Source organism: Streptomyces sp. NPDC057939 (assembly GCF_042887545.1).
GTDB lineage: Bacteria > Actinomycetota > Actinomycetes > Streptomycetales > Streptomycetaceae > Streptomyces.
Window position 1 is genome coordinate 58860 of the sequence record NZ_JBHVPG010000013.1, and the last position, 20750, is coordinate 79609.

Sequence of the window (20750 nt, forward strand, 5' to 3'; positions counted from 1 at the left end):
TTACGACTATGACTTACACCGAAGGGACAACCATGGAAGCCAGGGCCCAGGCGCGGTACATCCGCGTCACGCCCATGAAGGCCCGCCGAGTGGTGGACCTTATCCGTGGCATGGATGCCACGGAGGCTCAGGCGGTCCTGCGTTTCGCCCCGCAGGCCGCGAGCGTGCCGGTTGGCAAGGTGCTCGACAGCGCCATTGCCAACGCCGCACACAACTACAACCACCCGGACGCCTCCACGCTGGTCATCAGCGAGGCGTACGTGGACGAGGGCCCGACCCTGAAGCGGTTCCGTCCGCGTGCCCAGGGCCGTGCCTACCGGATCCGCAAGCGGACCAGCCACATCACCGTGGTCGTCAGCAGCAAGGAAGGTTCCCGGTAATGGGCCAGAAGGTAAACCCGCACGGGTTCCGGCTCGGCATCACCACCGACTTCAAGTCGCGTTGGTACGCCGACAAGCTGTACAAGGACTACGTCAAGGAAGACGTCGCCATCCGCAGGATGATGACGTCCGGCATGGAGCGCGCCGGCATCTCGAAGGTTGAGATCGAGCGCACCCGTGACCGCGTGCGTGTGGACATCCACACCGCTCGTCCGGGCATCGTCATCGGTCGCCGTGGCGCCGAGGCCGACCGCATCCGCGGTGACCTCGAGAAGCTCACGGGCAAGCAGGTCCAGCTGAACATCCTCGAGGTCAAGAACCCCGAGCTCGACGCTCAGCTGGTTGCTCAGGCCGTTGCCGAGCAGCTCTCCTCCCGCGTCTCCTTCCGTCGCGCCATGCGTAAGAGCATGCAGGGCACGATGAAGGCCGGCGCCAAGGGCATCAAGATCCAGTGTGGCGGTCGCCTCGGCGGCGCCGAGATGTCCCGCTCCGAGTTCTACCGCGAGGGTCGTGTGCCGCTGCACACGCTGCGCGCGAACGTGGACTACGGCTTCTTCGAGGCCAAGACCACCTTCGGCCGTATCGGTGTGAAGGTCTGGATCTACAAGGGCGACGTCAAGAACATCGCCGAGGTTCGCGCCGAGAACGCTGCGGCCCGTGCGGGTAACCGCCCGGCCCGTGGTGCTCAGGGCGCTGGCGACCGTCCCGCCGGCCGTGGTGGCCGTGGTGGCGAGCGCGGCGGCCGTGGTGGCCGCAAGCCGCAGCAGGCTGCTGGTGCCGAGGCCCCCAAGGCCGACGCTCCCGCCGCCGCTCCGGCCGAGAGCACCGGAACGGAGGCCTGACCGACATGCTGATCCCTCGTAGGGTCAAGCACCGCAAGCAGCACCACCCGAAGCGCCGCGGTATGGCCAAGGGCGGTACTGAGGTCTCGTTCGGCGAGTACGGCATCCAGGCGCTGACCCCGGCGTACGTGACGAACCGCCAGATCGAGGCGGCTCGTATCGCGATGACCCGCCACATCAAGCGTGGCGGCAAGGTCTGGATCAACATCTACCCGGACCGCCCGCTCACCAAGAAGCCTGCCGAGACCCGCATGGGTTCCGGTAAGGGTTCTCCCGAGTGGTGGATCGCGAACGTGCACCCGGGCCGGGTCATGTTCGAGCTGTCCTACCCGAACGAGAAGATTGCTCGTGAGGCGCTCACCCGCGCTGCTCACAAGCTTCCGATGAAGTGCCGGATTGTTCGGCGCGAGGCAGGTGAGTCGTGATGGCGACGGGAACCAAGGCGTCCGAGCTGCGTGAGCTCGGCAACGAGGAGCTCGTTGGCAAGCTGCGCGAGGCCAAGGAGGAGCTGTTCAAGCTCCGCTTCCAGGCGGCCACGGGTCAGCTGGAGAACAACGGCCGGCTCAAGTCCGTCCGTAAGGACATCGCTCGCATCTACACCCTGATGCACGAGCGTGAGCTCGGTATCGAGACGGTGGAGAGCGCCTGATGAGCGAGAAGAACGTGACTGAGACCACCGAGCAGCGCGGTTTCCGCAAGACCCGTGAGGGTCTGGTCGTCAGCGACAAGATGGACAAGACCGTCGTCGTCGCTGTCGAGGACCGCGTCAAGCACGCGCTGTACGGCAAGGTCATCCGCCGTACCAACAAGCTCAAGGCTCACGACGAGCAGAACGCTGCCGGCGTCGGCGACCGCGTCCTCATCATGGAGACGCGTCCGCTGTCGGCGAGCAAGCGCTGGCGCATCGTCGAGATCCTCGAAAAGGCCAAGTAATCAGTCCGGGGGGTTTCCCCCGGATTCGTTCCGCCAGGCTCGGTGGGGGCGAGCGCTCTTCGGAGCGTGAAGCCCCCGCCGGGAACCGGCAGACAAACAGGAGATACACGTGATCCAGCAGGAGTCGCGACTGCGTGTCGCCGACAACACTGGTGCCAAGGAGATCCTTTGCATCCGTGTTCTCGGTGGTTCCGGTCGCCGCTACGCGGGCGTCGGTGACGTCATCGTCGCCACCGTCAAGGACGCGATCCCCGGCGGCAACGTGAAGAAGGGTGACGTCGTCAAGGCTGTCATCGTTCGCACCGTCAAGGAGCGCCGCCGCCAGGACGGCTCGTACATCCGCTTCGACGAGAACGCCGCCGTCATTCTGAAGAACGACGGCGACCCTCGCGGCACCCGTATCTTCGGCCCGGTGGGTCGTGAGCTGCGCGAGAAGAAGTTCATGAAGATCATCTCGCTCGCGCCGGAGGTGCTGTAAGCATGAAGATCAAGAAGGGCGACCTGGTACAGGTCATCACCGGTAAGGACAAGGGCAAGCAGGGCAAGGTCATCGTCGCCTTCCCCGCTGACAACCGCGTCCTCGTCGAGGGTGTCAACCGGGTCAAGAAGCACACCAAGGCTGCGCAGAACCAGGCCGGCGGCATCGTCATCACCGAGGCCCCGGTCCACGTGAGCAACGTTCAGCTGGTTGTGGAGAAGGACGGCAAGAAGGTCGTCACCCGCGTCGGCTACCGCTTCGACGACGAGGGCAACAAGATCCGCGTTGCCAAGCGGACGGGTGAGGACATCTGATGGCTACCACTCCGCGTCTCAAGACGAAGTACCGCGAGGACATCACGGGCAAGCTGCGTGAGGAGTTCTCCTACGAGAACGTCATGCAGATCCCCGGCCTCGTGAAGATCGTGGTCAACATGGGTGTGGGCGACGCCGCCCGCGACTCCAAGCTGATCGACGGCGCCATCAAGGACCTGACGACGATCACCGGTCAGAAGCCGGCCGTCACGAAGGCCCGGAAGTCCATCGCGCAGTTCAAGCTGCGTGAGGGTCAGCCGATCGGCTGCCACGTCACCCTCCGTGGTGACCGCATGTGGGAGTTCCTGGACCGTACGCTGTCGCTCGCGCTGCCGCGTATCCGTGACTTCCGTGGTCTGTCGCCGAAGCAGTTCGACGGCCGTGGCAACTACACCTTCGGTCTCACGGAGCAGGTCATGTTCCACGAGATCGACCAGGACAAGATCGACCGTACCCGGGGTATGGACATCACCGTGGTCACCACGGCGACCAACGACGCTGAGGGCCGCGCGCTCCTTCGTCACCTCGGCTTCCCCTTCAAGGAGGCGTAAGCGAGATGGCGAAGAAGGCTCTCATCGCGAAGGCTGCCCGCAAGCCCAAGTTCGGTGTGCGTGCGTACACCCGCTGCCAGCGCTGCGGTCGCCCCCACTCCGTGTACCGCAAGTTCGGCCTGTGCCGCGTGTGCCTTCGTGAGATGGCTCACCGTGGCGAGCTGCCGGGCGTGACCAAGAGCTCCTGGTAACTCCCTCTCGTCCGTAAGGACTTGAGAAGTACCAGGCACTCTCGGTAAGCATCTGGTCGGCGGATGCCCACCCGCGCATGCCTTAGGCTTGTGTGGTTGGGCGTCCGCCGCCCATAACGACTTACTACGCCGTAGGTCCCCGCACCGCACCCGTCCCGCCTCTGAGTGGGGAGAGGGATGGCGCATACAGGAAACCCCGGCGAGAGAGGCCGAAGGCCACTTCATGACCATGACTGACCCGATCGCAGACATGCTCACGCGTCTGCGTAACGCTAACTCGGCGTACCACGACACCGTCGTGATGCCGCACAGCAAGATCAAGTCGCACATCGCAGAGATCCTCAAGCAGGAGGGTTTCATCACCGGCTGGAAGGTCGAGGACGCCGAGGTCGGCAAGAACCTCGTCCTCGAGCTGAAGTTCGGGCCGAACCGCGAGCGCTCCATTGCGGGCATCAAGCGGATCTCGAAGCCCGGTCTGCGCGTGTACGCGAAGTCCACCAACCTGCCGAAGGTGCTCGGCGGCCTGGGCGTGGCGATCATCTCCACGTCCCACGGTCTCCTCACCGGCCAGCAGGCAGGCAAGAAGGGCGTAGGTGGGGAAGTCCTCGCCTACGTCTGGTAGTCGGGAACGGAGGAAAAGCAATGTCGCGAATCGGCAAGCTCCCCATCCAGGTTCCCGCCGGTGTGGACGTCACCATCGACGGCCAGACGGTCGCAGTGAAGGGCCCCAAGGGCACCCTCGCGCACACCGTCAAGGCGCCGATCGAGATCGTCAAGGGTGAGGACGGCGTTCTGAACGTCATCCGCCCGAACGACGAGCGTCAGAACAAGGCCCTGCACGGCCTGTCCCGCACGCTGGTGGCGAACATGATCACCGGCGTGACCACGGGATACGTCAAGGCTCTCGAGATCAGCGGTGTCGGTTACCGCGTCGCCGCGAAGGGCTCCAACCTGGAGTTCCAGCTTGGTTACAGCCACCCGATCCTGATCGAGGCGCCCGAGGGCATCTCCTTCAAGGTCGAGTCGCCCACCAAGTTCTCGGTCGAGGGCATCGACAAGCAGAAGGTCGGCGAGGTCGCCGCCAACATCCGCAAGCTGCGGAAGCCCGACCCGTACAAGGCCAAGGGTGTCAAGTACGCCGGCGAAGTCATCCGCCGCAAGGTCGGAAAGGCTGGTAAGTAGCCATGGCATACGGTGTGAAGATCGCCAAGGGCGACGCGTACAAGCGCGCTGCCAAGGCTCGCCGCCACATCCGCATTCGCAAGAACGTGTCGGGTACGGCGGAGCGTCCGCGCCTCGTCGTGACGCGTTCCAACCGCAACATCGTTGCTCAGGTCATCGACGACCTCCAGGGTCACACCCTGGCGTCCGCGTCGACCCTGGACACCTCGATCCGCGGTGGCGAAGGCGACAAGAGCGCCCAGGCCCAGGCCGTCGGCGCGCTCGTGGCCGAGCGTGCGAAGGCTGCCGGCGTGGAGACCGTTGTCTTCGACCGCGGTGGCAACCGATACGCCGGGCGCATTGCCGCTCTGGCTGACGCCGCCCGCGAAGCCGGGCTGAAGTTCTAAGCCCCGGTTCCGGGACTCACGGACGTAACAGAGAGAGGTAATCCAATGGCTGGACCCCAGCGCCGCGGAAGCGGTGCCGGTGGCGGCGAGCGGCGGGACCGGAAGGGTCGCGACGGTGGCCCTGCCGCCGAGAAGACCGCTTACGTTGAGCGCGTTGTCGCGATCAACCGCGTCGCCAAGGTTGTCAAGGGTGGTCGCCGCTTCAGCTTCACCGCGCTGGTCGTGGTGGGCGACGGTGACGGCACTGTAGGTGTCGGTTACGGCAAGGCCAAGGAAGTTCCCGCGGCCATCGCCAAGGGTGTCGAGGAAGCCAAGAAGTCCTTCTTCAAGGTTCCGCGCATCCAGGGCACCATTCCTCACCCGATCACGGGCGAGCGTGCCGCGGGCGTCGTGCTCCTGAAGCCGGCTTCCCCCGGTACCGGTGTTATCGCCGGTGGTCCGGTGCGCGCCGTTCTGGAGTGCGCCGGCGTTCACGACATCCTGTCGAAGTCGCTCGGCTCTTCGAACGCGATCAACATCGTGCACGCGACCGTGGCGGCCCTCAAGGGCCTGCAGCGTCCCGAGGAGATCGCGGCTCGCCGTGGTCTGCCCCTCGAGGACGTCGCCCCCGCGGCTCTGCTTCGTGCACGTGCCGGGGCGGGTGCGTAATGGCTCGCCTCAAGATCACGCAGACGAAGTCGTACATCGGCAGCAAGCAGAACCACCGCGACACTCTGCGTTCGCTCGGGCTCAAGCGCCTGAACGACGTGGTCGTCAAGGAGGACCGCCCCGAGTTCCGCGGAATGGTGCAGACCGTCCGCCACCTCGTGACGGTTGAGGAGGTTGACTAACATGGCTGAGAACAGCCCGCTGAAGGCCCACAACCTCCGTCCCGCCCCCGGCGCCAAGACCGCGAAGACCCGTGTCGGTCGTGGTGAGGCGTCGAAGGGTAAGACGGCCGGTCGTGGTACGAAGGGCCAGAAGGCCCGTTACCAGATCCCGCAGCGCTTCGAGGGTGGGCAGATGCCCCTCCACATGCGTCTGCCGAAGCTCAAGGGCTTCAAGAACCCGTTCCGCACCGAGTTCCAGGTCGTGAACCTGGACAAGCTCGGCGCTCTCTACCCCGAGGGTGGAGAAGTCACGGTGGCCGACCTGGTCGCCAAGGGCGCGGTTCGCAAGAACAGCCTCGTCAAGGTCCTGGGCCAGGGCGAGCTCTCCGTGGCGCTGCAGGTTTCGGTTGACGCCGTTTCCGCCTCCGCCAAGGAGAAGATCGCCGCTGCCGGCGGCACCGTCACCGAGCTCGTCTAAGACAAAACTCAGTGACAAATAGCTAGAAACCCGACCGGGGATGCCTCACATATGGGGCATCCCCGGTTGGTCGTTCCACGGGGGGCGCAGTCGCCGGTAAGGTGGCCTGCACCTTTGCTTGTACGTATTCGTCGATCCCTCAGACCGTCACCTCTGACGCAGTAGCGCGGGGGTCGCAGGAGGCACCGTGCTCACCGCGTTCGCCCGGGCGTTCAAGACGCCCGACCTGCGCAAGAAGCTGCTCTTCACGCTCGGCATCATCGTGCTGTATCGGCTCGGGTCCCACATCCCGGTACCCGGCGTGAGCTACAAGAACGTTCAGATCTGTCTTGACCAGATGGGGAATGGCAGCAACAGCCTCTTCGGTCTGGTCAACATGTTCAGTGGCGGTGCGCTGCTGCAGATCACGATCTTCGCGCTCGGCATCATGCCCTACATCACGGCGAGCATCATCCTGCAGCTGCTGACCGTGGTCATCCCGAAGCTGGAGACCCTCAAGAAAGAGGGCCAGTCCGGCACGGCGAAGATCACTCAGTACACGCGCTATTTGACGGTCGCGCTCGCGATCCTTCAGGGCACCGGTCTCGTCGCCACCGCCCGCACCGGAGCCCTTTTCGGGAACTGCTCGGTCGCCTCGCAGATCGTTCCCAACCGTTCGATCTTCACGACCGTCGTCATGGTGCTCACCATGACCGCCGGTACCTGTGTCGTCATGTGGCTCGGTGAGCTCATCACCGACCGCGGCATCGGCAACGGAATGTCGATCCTGATGTTCATCTCGATCGCCGCCGGCTTCGTCGGTTCTCTCTGGACGATCAAGCTCCAGGGCAAGATCGCTGGAGGCTGGGTCGAGTTCGGCGTGGTCATGTTGGTCGGTCTCGCGATGGTCGGCCTGGTCGTCTTCGTCGAGCAGGCGCAGCGCCGCATTCCGGTTCAGTACGCGAAGCGCATGATCGGCCGCCGTGCCTACGGCGGTACCTCGACCTACATCCCGCTCAAGGTGAACCAGGCGGGCATCATCCCCGTCATCTTCGCCTCGTCGCTGCTGTACATCCCGGCCCTGGTGGTGCAGTTCAGCGGCTCGACCGCGGGCTGGGCCAACTGGATCCAGAAGCACTTCGTCAAGGGCGACCACCCGTACTACATCGCCGTCTACTTCCTCCTGATCGTCTTCTTCGCGTTCTTCTACGTGGCGATCTCGTTCAACCCCGAGGAAGTTGCCGACAACATGAAGAAGTATGGTGGCTTCATCCCGGGCATCCGCGCCGGCCGGCCGACCGCCGAGTACCTGAGCTACGTACTCAACCGGATCACCTGGCCCGGCTCGCTGTACCTGGGTCTGATCGCTCTTGTGCCGACAATGGCGTTGGCGGGCTTCGGGGCGAACCAGAACTTCCCGTTCGGCGGGACGAGCATCCTGATCATCGTGGGTGTGGGTCTGGAAACCGTGAAGCAGATCGAGAGCCAGCTCCAGCAGCGCAATTACGAAGGGTTCCTCCGCTGATGCGAATCGTCCTCGTCGGACCGCCCGGTGCGGGCAAGGGTACGCAGGCCGCGTTCCTTGCCAAGAACCTGTCCATCCCGCACATCTCCACGGGCGACCTGTTCCGGGCCAACATCAGCCAGGGCACCGAGCTCGGCCGGCGTGCGAAGGCGTTCATGGACGCCGGTGACCTCGTCCCCGACGAGATCACCATCGGTATGGCCAAGGACCGCATGGAGCAGCCGGACGCCGTGAACGGCTTCCTGCTCGACGGATTCCCGCGCAACGTCTCGCAGGCCGAGGCGCTCGACGTCATGTTGCAGTCCGAGGGTATGAAGCTGGACGCCGTCCTCGACCTGGAGGTCGAGGAGGACGAGGTCGTGAAGCGGATCGCCGGTCGGCGGATCTGCCGCAAGGAGTCCGCGCACGTCTTCCACGTCACGTACGCGGCGCCGAAGACCGAGGGTGTCTGCGACACCTGCGGTGGCGAGCTGTACCAGCGCGAGGACGACTCCGAGGCCACGGTCCGCAACCGGCTGGAGGTCTACCACACGCAGACCGAGCCGATCATCGACTACTACAAGGCCCAGGGCCTGCTGGTGACGATCCCGGCCCTCGGTGAGGTCGCCGACGTCACGAAGCGTGCGATGGAAGCCCTGAAGAAGTAGTCCTGCTGTTCGTGTGCGGGTACGGCCGCGGTGTCCTTCGGGCATCGCGGCCGTACTGTTGAGAAGACCCGGTTTCGAAGGTGGAAGGCCCGTTCATGGTTCAGATCAAGACCCCCGAGCAGATCGCGAAGATGCGCGAGGCAGGGCTGGTCGTCGCCGCGATCCACGCGGCGACACGTGAGGCCGCGGTGCCGGGCTCCACGACGAGGGATCTGGACATGGTGGCGCGCAAGGTCATCGCGGACGCCGGCGCCAAGTCGAACTTCCTCGGCTACGGCGGCTTCCCCGCGACGATCTGCACCTCGGTCAACGAGGTCGTCGTCCACGGCATCCCGGACGACAAGACGGTCCTCAGGGACGGGGACATCATCTCCATCGACGCGGGCGCCATCATCGACGGTTGGCACGGTGACGCGGCCTACACGGCCTTCGTCGGCACCGGTCACGCCCCGGAGCTGATCGAGCTCTCCCGGGTCACCGAGGAGTCGATGTGGGCCGGCATCGCGGCGATGCGGCTCGGCAACCGGCTGGTGGACATCTCGAAGGCGATCGAGACGTACATCAAGCGCCAGCCGCGTCCCACGACCGGTGAGCACAGCCTCGGCAAGTTCGGGATCATCGAGGACTACGGCGGCCACGGCATCGGTTCCGAGATGCACATGGACCCGCACCTGCTGAACTACGTCTCGCGCAAGCGGGGCAAGGGCATCAAGCTCGTCCCGGGCCTGTGCCTGGCGATCGAGCCGATGGTCTCGCTGGGCACCGCCCAGACGGAGGTACTGGCGGACGACTGGACGGTCATCACGACGGACGGCACCTGGTCCTCGCACTGGGAGCACTCCATCGCGCTGACCGAGGCCGGACCGATCGTCCTGACCAGCCCGGACTGCGGCAAGGCGAAGCTGGCGGAGTACGGCGTCACCACGGCGCCGGACCCCCTCGGTTAATGATCTAGACTCTGGGGCAAACTTTCCGGATTCGTCTTTCTGGGTGCCCTGACGTAGACTGACTCGTCGGCTCTCGTGCACTTCCATGCCTGCATGGCGCACGAAGCCGATCAAGGTAGCCGATTCGAAAGGCGAAGCGTGGCCAAGAAGCAAGGTGCCATCGAAATCGAGGGCACCGTGATCGAGTCCCTCCCGAACGCGATGTTCAAGGTGGAACTCCAGAACGGTCACAAGGTCCTCGCGCACATCAGCGGCAAGATGCGCATGCACTACATCCGCATCCTCCCTGATGACCGGGTCGTCGTGGAGCTCTCCCCGTACGACCTGACGCGTGGCCGGATCGTCTACCGATACAAGTAGATCTTGTCCTCACTCCCGACCGGGCATTCTCGTCCGGCGCGGGTGGTGGCACTGACCCGGAGAACCTCACCCAATGAAGGTCAAGCCGAGCGTCAAGAAGATCTGCGACAAGTGCAAGGTGATCCGCCGTCACGGTCGGGTCATGGTCATCTGCGACAACCTGCGCCACAAGCAGCGCCAGGGCTGACGCACGCCGACCGACCTGCCTTCCGCAGTTCTTCGCGCGACGTAAGAAAACGTACATACGCAGAATCCGCCCAGCTCCGACAGGAGCCGGCGGCACCTCCGGCGGGGGCCGGGGACCCGGACGTACCACCACCCATCAGGTGTGGTCGGCGGTCGGGGTCGATTCTGCTGAAGACCCCCGAACACACAGGAGCCATTGAATGGCACGCGTTTCCGGTGTTGACATCCCGCGCGAAAAGCGCGTGGAGATCGCACTCACCTACGTCTTCGGTGTCGGTCGCACCCGGTCCAAGGAAATCCTTGCGGCCACCGGTGTGAACCCGAACACCCGCGTTCGTGACCTGGCCGAAGAGGACCTGGTCAAGATCCGCGAGTACGTGGACGCCAACCTCCGCACCGAGGGTGACCTCCGCCGCGAGATCCAGGCCGACATCCGCCGCAAGGTCGAGATCCAGTGCTACCAGGGTATTCGCCACCGTCGTGGCCTCCCGGTGCACGGTCAGCGCACCAGCACGAACGCCCGTACCCGCAAGGGTCCGCGTCGCGCGATCGCCGGTAAGAAGAAGCCGGGCAAGAAGTAGTCCTGTTCAGCGGTCTTGCGCTGTAGGACCGACCACCTCCCGTAGGAGATTTAGATGCCCCCCAAGGGTCGTCAGGGCGCTGCCAAGAAGGTGCGCCGCAAGGAAAAGAAGAACGTCGCTCACGGGCACGCCCACATCAAGAGCACGTTCAACAACACGATCGTCTCGATCACGGACCCCTCGGGCAACGTGATCTCCTGGGCCTCCGCCGGCCACGTCGGCTTCAAGGGCTCGCGCAAGTCCACCCCCTTCGCCGCGCAGATGGCCGCCGAGTCGGCCGCCCGCCGCGCGCAGGAGCACGGCATGCGCAAGGTCGACGTCTTCGTCAAGGGTCCCGGCTCCGGCCGTGAGACCGCGATCCGCTCCCTCCAGGCCACCGGCCTCGAGGTCGGCTCGATCCAGGACGTCACCCCCACCCCGCACAACGGCTGCCGTCCGCCGAAGCGCCGCCGCGTCTGACGCAGCGGACGCACCTGTGCGTCTTTGAGTGTTCGGGCGGTACGAACCCCTCGCGGGGGACGTACCGCCCGTACCCTTGTAGTCCGCAGCGCCATGCTGCACACCGTCGGGCGTCAAATAGTGGGCGTCCACGACTGAAGGAACACAGACATGCTTATCGCTCAGCGTCCCTCGCTGACCGAAGAGGTCGTCGACGAGTACCGCTCGCGGTTCGTGATCGAGCCGCTGGAGCCGGGCTTCGGCTACACCCTCGGCAACTCCCTGCGCCGCACCCTGCTCTCCTCGATCCCGGGTGCCGCCGTCACCAGCATCCGCGTGGACGGCGTGCTGCACGAGTTCACCACCGTGCCCGGTGTCAAGGAAGACGTCACCGACATCATCCTCAACATCAAGCAGCTGGTCGTCTCCTCGGAGCACGACGAGCCGGTCGTGATGTACCTGCGCAAGCAGGGTCCCGGCCTGGTCACCGCCGCCGACATCGCGCCCCCGGCCGGTGTCGAGGTGCACAACCCGGACCTCGTCCTCGCCACGCTCAACGGCAAGGGCAAGCTGGAGATGGAGCTGACCGTCGAGCGCGGTCGCGGCTACGTCTCCGCCGTCCAGAACAAGCAGCTGGGCCAGGAGATCGGTCGCATCCCGATCGACTCCATCTACAGCCCGGTCCTCAAGGTCACCTACAAGGTCGAGGCGACCCGAGTCGAGCAGCGCACCGACTTCGACAAGCTGATCGTCGACGTCGAGACCAAGCAGGCCATGCGCCCGCGCGACGCCATGGCGTCCGCCGGTAAGACCCTGGTCGAGCTGTTCGGTCTGGCGCGCGAGCTCAACATCGACGCCGAGGGCATCGACATGGGCCCCTCGCCGACGGACGCGGCCCTGGCCGCCGATCTGGCGCTGCCGATCGAGGAGCTGGAGCTCACGGTCCGCTCGTACAACTGCCTCAAGCGCGAGGGCATCCACTCCGTGGGTGAGCTCGTGGCGCGTTCCGAGGCCGACCTGCTCGACATCCGCAACTTCGGTGCGAAGTCGATCGACGAGGTCAAGGCGAAGCTGGCCGGCATGGGCCTGGCCCTCAAGGACAGCCCGCCCGGATTCGACCCGACCGCCGCCGCCGACGCCTTCGGCGCCGACGACGACGCGGACGCCGGTTTCGTCGAGACCGAGCAGTACTGAGCCTCGGCTCGCAGAACGGACTTTCCCGCGGCGTCCGCCTCGGGGGAACTGACACCGGTACCTGACACGGCCGGTGCAGATATGAAGGAGTAACACCATGCCGCGTCCCGCAAAGGGTGCCCGTCTGGGCGGCAGCGCCGCGCACGAGAAGCACCTCCTCGCGAACCTCGCGAAGTCGCTCTTCGAGCACGGCCGCATCACCACCACCGAGGCCAAGGCCCGTCGCCTGCGTCCCTACGCCGAGCGTCTGGTCACCAAGGCCAAGAAGGGCGACATCCACAACCGTCGCCTGGTGCTGCAGACGATCACGGACAAGAGCATCGTGCACACGCTGTTCACCGAGATCGCCCCGCGCTACGAGAACCGCCCCGGTGGTTACACGCGCATCACCAAGATCGGCAACCGTCGTGGCGACAACGCCCCGATGGCGGTCATCGAGCTGGTCGAGGCCCTGACGGTCGCCCAGCAGGCCACTGGTGAGGCCGAGGCCGCCACCAAGCGCGCCGTGAAGGAGGCGGAGGCCACCGAGGCTCCCGCCGCCGAGGAGACCAAGGAGGCCTGATCCCCTCCGGGATCACGCCGAACGGCTCTGAACGGGCCCGCCCCCTTCCCGGGGCGGGCCCGTTCCCGCGTTCTCCCGGGAACACAGCCCGGGAGAGCGGCGCGGGAACACGGCCCTGGAACACCCTGAGAGGATCGGTCACGTGAGTGACGAGGTGGAGCCCGGGCACGTCCGGGTGCGGCTGGACCTGTCGTACGACGGCAAGGACTTCTCCGGCTGGGCGAAGCAGCGCGTGCTGCGGACCGTGCAGGGCGAGCTGGAGTCCGCCCTGCGGACCGTGATGCGGCTCGCGGACCCCGTCGAGCTGACCGTCGCCGGGCGCACCGACGCCGGCGTCCACGCCCGCGGGCAGGTCGCCCAGTTCGACCTGGCCGAGGAGGTGTGGGCCGAGCACCACGACAAGCTCCTGCGCCGCCTCGCCGGGCGCCTCCCGCAGGACGTACGGGTCTGGCGGGCCGCCGAGGCCCCCGAGGGCTTCAACGCCCGGTTCTCGGCCATCTGGCGCCGCTACGCCTACCGGGTCGGCGACCACCGGGCCGGCGTGGACCCGCTGCGCCGCGGCCACGTGCTGTGGCACCAGTGGCCGCTGGACGTCGACGCCATGAACGAGGCCGCCGCCGCGCTCCTCGGCGAGCACGACTTCGCCGCGTACTGCAAGAAGCGCGAGGGCGCCACGACGATCCGTACGCTCCAGCAGCTCAGCTGGGAGCGGGCCGACGACGGCATCGTCACCGCGACGGTCCGCGCCGACGCCTTCTGCCACAACATGGTCCGCTCGCTGGTCGGCGCCCTGCTGCACGTCGGCGACGGACACCGGCCGGTCACCTGGCCCGGCGAGGTGCTGGCCGCCGGCGTACGGGACTCCTCGGTCCACGTGGTGAAGCCGCACGGGCTCACCCTGGAGGAGGTCGGCTACCCCGCCGACGAGCTGCTGGCCGCCCGCAGCAAGGAGGCGCGCAACCTGCGGACCCTGCCAGGAGCTGGTTGCTGCTGAGATCCGCTTATGCGTTTGGGCGGATCGCGGGGGGACCGGGACAATGCCCGGCATGGGACATCTCGAAGCCAACCACCTGGAGTACTACCTTCCCGACGGGCGGGTCCTGCTCCCCGACGTCTCCTTCCGCGTGGGGGAGGGCTCGGTGGTGGCCCTGGTGGGGGCGAACGGCGCCGGCAAGACCACCCTGCTCAAGCTGATCTCCGGCGAGCTCCAGCCGCACGGCGGCGGCGTCGCCATCAGCGGCGGACTCGGCGTGATGTCGCAGTTCGTGGGCTCGGTCCGGGACGAGACGACCGTACGGGACCTGCTGGTCTCGGTGTCCCAGCCGCGGATCCGGGAGGCGGCCAAGGCCGTCGACCGGGCCGAGCACCTGATCCTGACCGTCGACGACGAGGCCGCGCAGATGGCCTACGCGCAGGCGCTCAGCGACTGGGCCGACGTCCAGGGCTACGAGGCGGAGACCCTGTGGGACGTCTGCACCATGGCCGCGCTGGCCATCCCGTACGACAGCGCCCAGTACCGCGAGGTGCGCACGCTGTCGGGCGGTGAGCAGAAGCGGCTCGTCCTGGAGGCGCTGCTGCGCGGGCCCGACGAGGTCCTGCTGCTCGACGAGCCGGACAACTACCTGGACGTTCCGGGCAAGCGGTGGCTGGAGGAGCAGCTCAGGGCCACCCGCAAGACCGTGCTCTTCGTCTCCCACGACCGGGAGCTGCTGACGCAGGCCGCGGAGAAGATCATCAGCCTGGAGGCGAGCCCGACCGGCTCCGACGTGTGGGTGCACGGCGCCGGCTTCGGCACGTACCACGACGCCCGCAAGGAGCGCTTCGCCCGCTTCGAGGAGCTCAAGCGGCGCTGGGACGAGGAGCACGCCCGGCTGAGGGCGCTGGTGCTGCGGCTGCGCAACCAGGCGGCGAGCAGCCCGGACATGGCCTCGCGGTACCGGGCGATGCAGACCCGCTTCCAGAAGTTCGAGGAGGCCGGTCCGCCGCCGGAGCCGCCGCGGGAGCAGGACATCCGGATGCGCCTCAAGGGCGGCCGGACCGGCGTGCGCGCGCTGACCGTGGAGAACCTGGAGCTCACGGGGCTGATGAAGCCCTTCTCGCTGGAGGTCTTCTACGGGGAGCGGGTCGCGGTGCTCGGCTCGAACGGTTCCGGGAAGTCGCACTTCCTGCGCCTGATGGCGGGCGAGGACGTCAAGCACACCGGTAACTGGAAGCTGGGTGCCCGCGTGGTGCCGGGCCACTTCGCGCAGACCCACGCGCACCCCGAGCTGTTCGGGCGCACGCTCGTCGACATCCTGTGGACGGAGGCGGCCAAGCCGCTCGGCCAGGCGATGGGCGCCCTGCGCCGCTACGAGCTGGAGCGACAGGGCGACCAGCCCTTCGAGAAGCTCTCCGGCGGCCAGCAGGCGCGCTTCCAGATCCTGCTGCTGGAGCTGGCCGGAACCACGGCGCTGCTCCTGGACGAGCCGACGGACAACCTCGACCTGGAGTCGGCGGAGGCGTTGCAGGACGGCCTGGAGTCCTACGACGGCACTGTGTTGTGCGTCACGCACGACCGGTGGTTCGCGCGCACATTTGACCGCTACCTGGTCTTCGGTTCGGACGGTGTTGTGAGGGAGACTCAGGAGCCCGTCTGGGACGAACGTCGGGTTGAGCGCAAGCGCTGAGGGGAAGCCGCGCGTTCGACGGACGGGGTCCCGTCCGGGTCGAACGTCGGGTTGAGCGCGTGCGCTGAGGGGCGACCACCTTCCGCGCCGGTCGAGGGGGAGGCGTCGTGGGGCTGCGGCCTAGCACCTGGCTCGTGAAGTGGGACCGCCCGGATTCGGGGGACCGGCTGACCTCCTGGCTGCTGAGGCCGGCTCCGCGGTCCCTGCGGGTCGCCTCCCTGGTGGTCCTCCTGACGGTCGCCGTGTCGTCGAGCCTGCGCTCCAACTGGGGGTCGGACAACGCCTTCGTCGTCAAGGCCGCCGATGCCCTGATGGCGGGGATCTCCCCGTACGAGGACAAACGCTTCCTCTACCTGCCGAGTGCGGTGATCATGGCGGTGCCGGAGGCGCTGCTGCCGACGGAGGTGCTGCGCTGGTTGCTGCCCGCGGGCATCTCGGGGCTGGTCGGGGTGGGGTGGTGGGCGGCGCTGAGGCTGTTCTCGGTGCCGCTGTGCTCCCGCTTCGCGGTGGGCGGCCTCGGTCTGTTGGCGCTGGCCCACAAGCCGTACGCGAACCTCGTGCTGATCGGAAACTGGACGGCGATCTCGGCGGCGGCCCTGCCGGTGGCGCTGTTGCTGGCGCACCGGCGTTCGTGGGGCGCGGCCGGGCTGGTGGTGGGGCTGGCCATCGCCTGCAAGCCCATGCTGGTGCCGATCGGGCTGCTCTTCCTGCTGGCCCGGCAGTGGCGGGGGCTGGCCGTTGCGGTCCTGGTGCCGGTGGGGATGTCCCTGGTCGGGGCGCTGATGATGCCGAGTCCGACGCTGTTCTTCACCAAGACGCTGCCCTTCCTCTTCCAGGGGCAGGACTCCTACGCCCTGCCGTGGGACGCCTCGCCGATCGCGGTGCTGCCGCGGCTGGGGGTGCCGGTCCCGGTGGCGGTGCTGCTGGCGTTCGCGGGGGCCGCGGCCGGGCTGTGGGCGGCGTGGACGCGGTGGCGCGCGCCCGACGCGGACGCGGGGGAGATGCGGCTGGTGGAGACGGCCTGCATGGTGATGCTCGCCGCATTCCTGGTGTCGCGTCCGTCCTTCGACCACTACCTGCTGGTGGTGCTGCCGCTGCTGCTGGCGTCGGGGGTGCGGGAGGGCTCGATGCCCCGTACGCCTTGGTTCTGGGTGGCCCTGGTGCCCCAGACGGCCGGCATCCCGTGGCCCTCCGAGGTGGAGCGCAAGCGGCGGGCGTTCCGGGACGCGGTGACCCTGTGCGGGCTCGCGTTCCTGCTGGCGCGTCGTGCGCTGCGTCCGGGTCGGGTTACCCTGGTCCCTGTAACAACTGCGGGGTCCCCACCCAGGACCGAACCGGAGTGCGCCGCGACGCCAGCAGAATCGGCATCGCGGACCGCGTTTTGACCCGTCTCGGGTCTGCTGGGTATCCTGCTGGTTTGTTATGCGTATTGGCTTTCTCATTCTCACGTGAAAGGCCTTGCGCCGGTCCACCGGACCGATGACCAGCAGTTCGCGCACGGGTTGCGTCCCCGATGCGAACGAGGGCTGTCGTGATCGTCCGTGGTGACCCTGTCAGGACCTTCCCGTGGGGCTTGCGCCCTTGGGATACCACCACTGAAGAAGCGAAGGCATACGCGTGCGTACGTTCAGCCCCAAGCCCGGCGACATCTCGCGCCAGTGGCTCGTCATCGACGCCCAGGACGTTGTCCTCGGCCGTCTGGCGACCCAGGCCGCTGCCCTCCTGCGGGGTAAGCACAAGCCGACCTACGCCCCCCACATGGACATGGGCGACTTCGTCATCATCGTCAACGCCGACAAGGTTCACCTGTCCGGCAACAAGGCGACCCAGAAGATGGCGTACCGCCACTCGGGTTACCCGGGCGGTCTCCGTTCGGTGCGCTACGACGACCTCCTGGCGAACAACCCGGAGAAGGCCGTCGAGAAGGCCATCAAGGGCATGCTCCCCAAGAACACCCTGGGCCGGCAGATGCTCTCGAAGCTGAAGGTCTACTCGGGCGACCAGCACCCCCACGCTGCCCAGCAGCCGGTGCCGTTCGAGATCACCCAGGTCGCGCAGTAGTTCCGGCCACCCCCTAAGACGTAGAAAATTCTGAGGAGCATCGTGGCCGAGACCACCGCCGAGACCCCCGTCGAAGAGTTCGAGGGCGTCGAGGAGTACACCACCGAGTCCGAGGTTGTCGCCGAGGGCGACTACACCTCCGAGTCGCTTGCCGGTCGCTTCGGTGACCCCCAGCCGGCCGCCGGCCTGGGCCGTCGCAAGAACGCCATCGCCCGTGTCCGGATCGTTCCGGGCACCGGCAAGTGGAAGATCAACGGTCGCACCCTTGAGGACTACTTCCCCAACAAGGTGCACCAGCAGGAAGTCAACGAGCCCTTCAAGCTCCTGGAGCTCGACGGCCGTTACGACGTCATCGCCCGCATCTCGGGTGGCGGCGTCTCCGGCCAGGCCGGTGCCCTGCGCCTCGGTGTCGCCCGTGCGCTGAACGAGGCGGACGTGGACAACAACCGCCCGGCGCTGAAGAAGGCCGGCTTCCTTTCCCGCGACGACCGTGCGGTCGAGCGCAAGAAGGCCGGTCTCAAGAAGGCCCGTAAGGCTCCGCAGTACAGCAAGCGTTAATCTGCGCCTGCTGTTCTGCAACGAAACCGCCCCGGCAGCACTCTCTGTGCTGCCGGGGCGGTTCGTTTACCGCCATAGCCGGCAAATACCTGTCACTAGCGGTCACAAGCGAAGCGTGAACTCGGGAGGACAACAGTGGGACGACTCTTCGGGACGGACGGTGTACGAGGCGTTGCCAACGCGGATCTGACGGCCGAGCTCGCGCTCGGCCTCTCCGTGGCGGCCGCACACGTACTGGCCGAGGCGGGTACCTTCGCGGGCCACCGGGCCACCGCGGTCGTCGGCCGCGATCCGCGTGCGTCGGGCGAGTTCCTGGAGGCCGCGGTCGTCGCGGGCCTCGCGAGCGCCGGCGTGGACGTCCTGCGCGTCGGTGTGCTGCCCACCCCGGCGGTGGCGTATCTCACCGGTGCGCTGGGCGCCGACCTCGGCGTGATGCTCTCCGCCAGCCACAACGCGATGCCCGACAACGGCATCAAGTTCTTCGCGCGCGGTGGGCACAAGCTCGCCGACGACCTGGAGGACCGGATCGAGTCGGTCTACGAGGAGCACCGCACGGGCGCGCCCTGGGACCGGCCCACCGGCTCCGGCGTCGGCCGGGTCTCCGACTACACCGAGGGCTTCGACAAGTACGTCGCCCACCTGATCGGCGTCCTGCCCAACCGTCTCGAAGGCCTCAAGGTCGTCCTCGACGAGGCGCACGGCGCGGCGGCGTACGTGTCCCCGGAGGCCTTCGCCCGCGCCGGCGCGGAGATCGTCACCATCGGCGCCGAGCCCGACGGGCTGAACATCAACGACGGCTGCGGCTCCACCCACCTCGACCTGCTGAAGCAGGCCGTCGTGGAGCACGGCGCCGACTTCGGCGTCGCCCACGACGGTGACGCCGACCGCTGCCTGGCCGTGGACCACACGGGCGCGGAGGTCGACGGCGACCAGATCCTCGCGGTGCTCGCCCTGGCCATGCGCGAGGCGGGCCAGCTGCGCGAGAACACCGTGGTCGGCACCGTCATGTCGAACCTGGGCTTCAAGCTGGCGATGGAGGCCGAGGGCATCCAGGTCGTGCAGACCGGGGTCGGCGACCGCTACGTGCTGGAGTCGATGAAGGAGCACGGCTACGCGCTGGGCGGCGAGCAGTCCGGCCACGTGATCATCCTCGACCACGCGACGACGGGCGACGGCACCCTGACGGGCCTGCTGCTGGCGGCGCGGATCGCGGCCACCGGCCGGTCCCTGGCCGAGCTGGCCGGTGTGATGACGCGGCTGCCGCAGATCCTGATCAACGTGCCCGACGTGGACAAGTCCCGGGTGACGACCTCGGGCGAGCTGGCCGCGGCGGTCACCGAGGCCGAGCGCGAGCTCGGTACGACCGGCCGGGTGCTGCTCCGTCCGTCCGGCACGGAGCCGCTCGTACGGGTGATGGTGGAGGCCGCCGACATCGAGCAGGCCCGCGCGGTCGCCGGGCGGCTCGCGGACGTGGTGAAGTCGGCGCTCGGCTGACGGCCCGCACGCCTCAACGGCCCGGGGCACCGCCCTTGGCCCGGCGGATCCAGCGTCCCTGCTGGGTCCGCCACAGTGCTTTCTGCCCGTACAGGGTCAGGACGCCGGCCAGCATGATTCCGCCCAGGTTGAGCAGCAACTGCTCCACGGAGCCCCACATCTGGGCGAACTCCGCGTAGCCGAGGGCCACGGCCGCGTTCGCGGCGGCCGGGACGGTCGTCACCGAGATGGCGACGCCGACCAGCGCCCCCGACTTCGCGGAGGTCAGGGACAGCACCCCGGCGATGCCCGCCAGCAGCGAGACCACGAAGGAGAACGGGTCCGGCTGCCAGATGAACCCGGTGTTCGGGCGGGGCCGGTCCAACATGCCCGGCTCGAACTGGCCGATCGCGTCCATGCCCAGGGTGAAGAGGGTGGTGGCGGCCATCGCCGCCGCGAAGCCGATCAGCAGCGCGGACAGGGACCGCAGCGCGAGCCGCCGCTCCCGCTGCACGACGCCGACGCACACCCCGGCGAGCGGCCCGAACTCCGGGCCGACCGCCATCGCGCCCACGATCAGGATCGCGTTGTCGAGCAGCACGCCACAGGCCGCGATCATGGTCGCGAGGATCATGAACGCGCAGTAGGTGATGGTGAGCGTCGACTCCTCGTGGGTGGCCTCCGTCAACTGCTTCCACAGCACGGCGTCGGCGGCCTCGCCCGGAGCCTCCTCCTCGGCGGCGTCGGCCCGCCGCGACAGCGACAGGTCGATGTTCTCCACGGCGATCGACCCGTCCGCGTCGACCCCCAGCTCCTGGAGCTCCTGGAGCAGCTCGTCCCCGGCCTCGCGGGCGACGTCGCACAGCACGAGGTCGCCGGGCGGAATCCGGGCCGCGCCCTTCAGCACGACCAGATGGGTGGTTCCGACCGTCTTCTCGACGATCGCCACCACCGCGTCCGTCCGGTCCGGCGGGGTGATCATCCGCAGGTGCAGCATGCCCCGCACCCTAGCGAAGCGGACCCGCCGCG

The 20750-nt window shown here is 67.4% G+C and carries 31 protein-coding genes; 30 read left to right on the forward strand and 1 reads right to left on the reverse strand.

What is annotated here, in order from left to right; translation table 11 throughout:
* The first annotated feature begins 32 nt into the window (after positions 1-32).
* The 30 genes from rplV to glmM all read left to right on the forward strand — a co-directional run bounded on the left by rplV (position 33) and on the right by glmM (position 19742).
* Positions 33-380, forward strand: coding sequence for a 50S ribosomal protein L22 (gene rplV, locus ACFVS6_RS17120; protein WP_007265904.1), 348 nt, complete (start codon positions 33-35; stop codon positions 378-380).
* On the forward strand, positions 380-1222 hold the full coding sequence (rpsC, locus tag ACFVS6_RS17125; RefSeq protein WP_008739710.1) for a 30S ribosomal protein S3: 843 nt from the start codon (positions 380-382) through the stop codon (positions 1220-1222). The genes rplV and rpsC overlap by 1 nt, the downstream gene beginning before the upstream one ends.
* A gap of 5 nt (positions 1223-1227) precedes the next feature.
* Positions 1228-1647 (forward strand): 50S ribosomal protein L16, encoded by a 420-nt coding sequence (rplP, locus tag ACFVS6_RS17130; RefSeq protein ID WP_030026326.1) that lies wholly within the window; start codon positions 1228-1230, stop codon positions 1645-1647.
* Entirely contained in the window at positions 1647-1871 is a 225-nt protein-coding gene (rpmC, locus tag ACFVS6_RS17135) for a 50S ribosomal protein L29 (protein ID WP_008739703.1), read from the forward strand. The genes rplP and rpmC overlap by 1 nt, the downstream gene beginning before the upstream one ends.
* Complete coding sequence (gene rpsQ, locus ACFVS6_RS17140) at positions 1871-2155, forward strand: 30S ribosomal protein S17 (protein WP_008739702.1); 285 nt, start codon at positions 1871-1873, stop codon at positions 2153-2155. The genes rpmC and rpsQ overlap by 1 nt, the downstream gene beginning before the upstream one ends.
* A gap of 109 nt (positions 2156-2264) precedes the next feature.
* Complete coding sequence (gene rplN / locus ACFVS6_RS17145) at positions 2265-2633, forward strand: 50S ribosomal protein L14 (protein ID WP_053682618.1); 369 nt, start codon at positions 2265-2267, stop codon at positions 2631-2633.
* 2 nt (positions 2634-2635) lie between these two features.
* A complete protein-coding gene (rplX, locus tag ACFVS6_RS17150; protein WP_030008468.1) occupies positions 2636-2947 on the forward strand; it encodes a 50S ribosomal protein L24 in 312 nt (103 codons plus the stop codon).
* A complete protein-coding gene (gene rplE / locus ACFVS6_RS17155; RefSeq protein ID WP_037792008.1) occupies positions 2947-3498 on the forward strand; it encodes a 50S ribosomal protein L5 in 552 nt (183 codons plus the stop codon). The genes rplX and rplE overlap by 1 nt, the downstream gene beginning before the upstream one ends.
* Before the next feature lie 5 nt (positions 3499-3503).
* On the forward strand, positions 3504-3689 hold the full coding sequence (locus ACFVS6_RS17160) for a type Z 30S ribosomal protein S14 (protein WP_003956452.1): 186 nt from the start codon (positions 3504-3506) through the stop codon (positions 3687-3689).
* A 223-nt stretch (positions 3690-3912) separates the two neighbouring features.
* Positions 3913-4311, forward strand: coding sequence for a 30S ribosomal protein S8 (gene rpsH, locus ACFVS6_RS17165; RefSeq protein WP_007265911.1), 399 nt, complete (start codon positions 3913-3915; stop codon positions 4309-4311).
* Positions 4312-4331: 20 nt separating this feature from the next.
* On the forward strand, positions 4332-4871 hold the full coding sequence (rplF, locus tag ACFVS6_RS17170) for a 50S ribosomal protein L6 (protein WP_389704579.1): 540 nt from the start codon (positions 4332-4334) through the stop codon (positions 4869-4871).
* Positions 4872-4873: 2 nt separating this feature from the next.
* A complete protein-coding gene (gene rplR / locus ACFVS6_RS17175) occupies positions 4874-5257 on the forward strand; it encodes a 50S ribosomal protein L18 (RefSeq protein ID WP_008739696.1) in 384 nt (127 codons plus the stop codon).
* Positions 5258-5302: 45 nt separating this feature from the next.
* On the forward strand, positions 5303-5905 hold the full coding sequence (gene rpsE, locus ACFVS6_RS17180; RefSeq protein WP_073912880.1) for a 30S ribosomal protein S5: 603 nt from the start codon (positions 5303-5305) through the stop codon (positions 5903-5905).
* A complete protein-coding gene (rpmD, locus tag ACFVS6_RS17185; protein ID WP_053682614.1) occupies positions 5905-6087 on the forward strand; it encodes a 50S ribosomal protein L30 in 183 nt (60 codons plus the stop codon). Before rpsE ends, rpmD begins: the two co-directional genes overlap by 1 nt.
* A 1-nt stretch (position 6088) precedes the next feature.
* Positions 6089-6544: a 50S ribosomal protein L15 gene (rplO, locus tag ACFVS6_RS17190; RefSeq protein WP_008739693.1), complete on the forward strand. Its 456-nt coding sequence runs from the start codon at positions 6089-6091 to the stop codon at positions 6542-6544.
* Between the two features lie 187 nt (positions 6545-6731).
* A complete protein-coding gene (secY, locus tag ACFVS6_RS17195; protein ID WP_281204235.1) occupies positions 6732-8048 on the forward strand; it encodes a preprotein translocase subunit SecY in 1317 nt (438 codons plus the stop codon).
* Entirely contained in the window at positions 8048-8695 is a 648-nt protein-coding gene (locus ACFVS6_RS17200) for an adenylate kinase (RefSeq protein ID WP_389704582.1), read from the forward strand. The genes secY and ACFVS6_RS17200 overlap by 1 nt, the downstream gene beginning before the upstream one ends.
* A 95-nt stretch (positions 8696-8790) precedes the next feature.
* The gene (gene map / locus ACFVS6_RS17205; RefSeq protein ID WP_389704584.1) at positions 8791-9642 is read left to right on the forward strand and encodes a type I methionyl aminopeptidase; all 852 of its coding nucleotides are present in this window, start codon (positions 8791-8793) and stop codon (positions 9640-9642) included.
* 138 nt (positions 9643-9780) lie between these two features.
* The gene (infA, locus tag ACFVS6_RS17210) at positions 9781-10002 is read left to right on the forward strand and encodes a translation initiation factor IF-1 (protein ID WP_003956442.1); all 222 of its coding nucleotides are present in this window, start codon (positions 9781-9783) and stop codon (positions 10000-10002) included.
* A 73-nt stretch (positions 10003-10075) separates the two neighbouring features.
* Positions 10076-10189 carry a 50S ribosomal protein L36 gene (gene rpmJ / locus ACFVS6_RS17215; protein WP_003956441.1) on the forward strand — a complete coding sequence of 38 codons (114 nt, stop codon included), beginning with the start codon at positions 10076-10078 and terminating at the stop codon, positions 10187-10189.
* A gap of 199 nt (positions 10190-10388) precedes the next feature.
* Positions 10389-10769, forward strand: a complete 381-nt coding sequence (rpsM, locus tag ACFVS6_RS17220; protein WP_150518306.1) for a 30S ribosomal protein S13 — start codon at positions 10389-10391, stop codon at positions 10767-10769.
* 54 nt (positions 10770-10823) lie between these two features.
* Positions 10824-11228 (forward strand): 30S ribosomal protein S11, encoded by a 405-nt coding sequence (gene rpsK / locus ACFVS6_RS17225; RefSeq protein WP_003956432.1) that lies wholly within the window; start codon positions 10824-10826, stop codon positions 11226-11228.
* A gap of 150 nt (positions 11229-11378) precedes the next feature.
* On the forward strand, positions 11379-12401 hold the full coding sequence (locus ACFVS6_RS17230) for a DNA-directed RNA polymerase subunit alpha (RefSeq protein ID WP_008739666.1): 1023 nt from the start codon (positions 11379-11381) through the stop codon (positions 12399-12401).
* Between the two features lie 97 nt (positions 12402-12498).
* Positions 12499-12963, forward strand: a complete 465-nt coding sequence (rplQ, locus tag ACFVS6_RS17235) for a 50S ribosomal protein L17 (protein WP_281204238.1) — start codon at positions 12499-12501, stop codon at positions 12961-12963.
* A 142-nt stretch (positions 12964-13105) separates the two neighbouring features.
* On the forward strand, positions 13106-13957 hold the full coding sequence (truA, locus tag ACFVS6_RS17240; RefSeq protein ID WP_389704587.1) for a tRNA pseudouridine(38-40) synthase TruA: 852 nt from the start codon (positions 13106-13108) through the stop codon (positions 13955-13957).
* A gap of 43 nt (positions 13958-14000) precedes the next feature.
* Positions 14001-15629, forward strand: coding sequence for an ATP-binding cassette domain-containing protein (locus ACFVS6_RS17245; RefSeq protein ID WP_389704589.1), 1629 nt, complete (start codon positions 14001-14003; stop codon positions 15627-15629).
* 107 nt (positions 15630-15736) lie between these two features.
* Complete coding sequence (locus ACFVS6_RS17250) at positions 15737-17014, forward strand: glycosyltransferase family 87 protein (protein WP_389704591.1); 1278 nt, start codon at positions 15737-15739, stop codon at positions 17012-17014.
* 232 nt (positions 17015-17246) lie between these two features.
* A complete protein-coding gene (rplM, locus tag ACFVS6_RS17255) occupies positions 17247-17690 on the forward strand; it encodes a 50S ribosomal protein L13 (protein WP_073912858.1) in 444 nt (147 codons plus the stop codon).
* Between the two features lie 42 nt (positions 17691-17732).
* Positions 17733-18248, forward strand: coding sequence for a 30S ribosomal protein S9 (gene rpsI, locus ACFVS6_RS17260; protein WP_281204242.1), 516 nt, complete (start codon positions 17733-17735; stop codon positions 18246-18248).
* A 135-nt stretch (positions 18249-18383) separates the two neighbouring features.
* Positions 18384-19742 carry a phosphoglucosamine mutase gene (gene glmM / locus ACFVS6_RS17265; RefSeq protein WP_389704594.1) on the forward strand — a complete coding sequence of 453 codons (1359 nt, stop codon included), beginning with the start codon at positions 18384-18386 and terminating at the stop codon, positions 19740-19742.
* A 13-nt stretch (positions 19743-19755) separates the two neighbouring features.
* Here glmM and ACFVS6_RS17270 read toward each other — a convergent pair whose 3' ends face one another.
* Entirely contained in the window at positions 19756-20718 is a 963-nt protein-coding gene (locus tag ACFVS6_RS17270) for a DUF389 domain-containing protein (protein ID WP_389704596.1), read from the reverse strand.
* Positions 20719-20750 lie beyond the last annotated feature (32 nt).